Source organism: Microbulbifer sp. 2205BS26-8 (genome assembly GCF_030731025.1).
In the GTDB taxonomy this organism is placed as follows: domain Bacteria; phylum Pseudomonadota; class Gammaproteobacteria; order Pseudomonadales; family Cellvibrionaceae; genus Microbulbifer; species Microbulbifer spongiae.
Genome location: NZ_JAVAMR010000104.1, coordinates 1 through 2187, shown reverse-complemented (window position 1 = coordinate 2187; position 2187 = coordinate 1). Strand labels below are relative to the sequence as shown.

Below are 2187 nucleotides of genomic sequence, written 5' to 3'. Positions count from 1 at the left end.
TACCACCGATAACCAGGTGCGTAGCAATGCCGATGGCACGCCCTGGCAGACACCGGGCAAGGTGGAAACCCTGCAGGCCTCCGCTGTTGCAGAGGGCACCGAGCATGAAGAGGTCAATAAAGGAGCCTGGCGCATGGAGTGTATCCAGCGCACGGTGAATCTGCGAGTGGTGATTGGGGAGTGAAGTGGAAGGCTAGAGAATGTACAGTGATTTTTTCGTGCAATAACAGACATAAAGAGCAGCGTCATCTACTACCAGATAAAAGCGTTAGCCCATTACTTTTAAGGGGTTCCCAAAGTGATTAAAAGCAGCGAAAATGCCGAGATAAAAAGCAGCTGCAATATATCCACGTGTCGGATTTTGCGCCAACAAGTTTTAACTCGTTGATTTGGTCGAGCTTTTAGGGAATACATATGATTGGTGAACCTTAGATATAAAATAGGTAATTTTAAAGTTTTTCTAAAAGAGAAATGACATGAGTAAGTTAAAATTCGGAGTCATTGGGACTTCAAGGAAAGAGAATGAACGACGTTTCCCTATTCATCCCGAGCATTTTTCTCGCATCCCTGCTAGCATTCTCCGTCAACTGATATTTGAGAAGGGTTATGGAGCACCGTTCGGTATTTCGGATTTAGAAATTGCTGCTCAAACGGGAGGGATTGCCACAAGGAGCGAAATATTATCCGATATCGGGCTGGTAATCATTGCTAAACCTGTACTGACTGATTTATTGGAGCTTCGTGAAGGAGGAACACTGTGGGGTTATGTGCATTGTGTACAACAAAAGGATATCACCCAGGCAGCTCTGGATCGTAAACTGACGCTTATTGCCTTTGAAGATATGTATTTTTGGTCTCCTACTGGGCACATTGGTCGCCACACATTCTATAAGAATAACGAAATGGCTGGCTATTGCGCAGTCATACATGCCTTGCAACTTAAAGGGATAGATGGGCATTACGGTAATCAGCGTAAAACAATCATTTTTGGTTTTGGTGCGGTCAGTCGTGGTGCAATATACGCCCTTAAGGCCCATGGTTTTAGAGACATTACTATTTGTATTCAGCGTCAAGACCATGAGGTTCGTGAAGAGGTACTTGATTGTCACTACGTTAAGATTCAAGCGGGTAGCGAGGAAGAAGCTCGGATGATGGTAATCGAGCACGATGGAACTACAAGGCCGTTGGGTGGACTTATTAGTGAAGCAGATATCATTGTAAATGGTACCTTTCAAGAAACGGATAATCCTACCAACTTTGTGACCAAAGAGGAAAGCTCGCACCTTAAACCTTACAGTCTTATTATTGATGTTAGTTGTGATCAGGGAATGGGTTTCTTCTTTGCTAAGCCAACCACATTCAAAAATCCGATATTTAAATATAAAACGATAGATTACTATGCTGTAGATCATACACCAAGCTACCTTTGGGAAAGTGCGACTCGTTCAATTTCTGCCGCACTCATTGTATATTTATCGACAGTGTTGTCGGGTCGTGATAGTTGGTATAAAAATGAAACTATCAGACATGCTATAAATATTGATGGTGGTGTTATTAAAAATCCCTCAATTCTTGCGTTTCAAAACCGAGAATCGAATTTTCCCCACAAGCATATCAATCCACTTGGCAATGCTATCTAGAATGCCAAAAAAGCATCCAGCTGGCCGCCTTTGATGTCGGCTGAGTGGATGCCACCCTATGAGCTAGTACAGGCCATCTATGTTCGGTGGTTTATGGCGCTAGTGGAGAATTATGGGCTTGTTCTATCAGAAGAAGAATTAGCCCATATTGAGGTGCTTTAAGTAGATTAATATGGAACTGGATATTTATACAGTTTTACTGTCATTTTTCTCATAGTGTTTATTTGCCCGTTTTTGGCGCCTCTTTTCTTTACAAATCAATAGGCTCCATTTTTGTAAGGCTGGTTCTGGGGGTGTGGTGGTCGTCGGTTCAAATCCGGCCGCTCCGACCATTCAAAGCTTTGTACCATGCGAGTTTCAGATGTAGTATTCAGACTTGATCTGACAGTTACCGGTTTTTCTGACGGTGCTCTGTCAGGTCAGGTTCAGTTCACGAACTTTTCCATCCAGATCTTTTTGCCATCTTCAAGCGTTTGTACTGGCCTACGGCTACAGCACTTCCTGCCTTGGTGGGTTCGTTCATTATTGTAATAATTGAGCCATTCGT

The 2187-nt window shown here is 43.2% G+C and carries 2 protein-coding genes and 1 pseudogene; 2 read left to right on the top strand and 1 reads right to left on the bottom strand.

Annotated elements, in window-relative coordinates; all coding sequences use genetic code 11:
* Both Q5Y71_RS16640 and Q5Y71_RS16635 read left to right on the top strand, forming a co-directional pair.
* The coding region (locus Q5Y71_RS16640; RefSeq protein ID WP_306043201.1) for a hypothetical protein at positions 1 to 184 on the top strand (184 nt) is incomplete at its 5' end.
* Positions 185 to 476: 292 nt separating this feature from the next.
* Positions 477 to 1640: a N(5)-(carboxyethyl)ornithine synthase gene (locus tag Q5Y71_RS16635; protein WP_306043200.1), complete on the top strand. Its 1164-nt coding sequence runs from the start codon at positions 477 to 479 to the stop codon at positions 1638 to 1640.
* 425 nt (positions 1641 to 2065) lie between these two features.
* Here the strand turns inward: Q5Y71_RS16635 and Q5Y71_RS16630 are convergent.
* Positions 2066 to 2187 (bottom strand): annotated as a pseudogene (locus Q5Y71_RS16630) (IS481 family transposase); the annotation flags it as partial.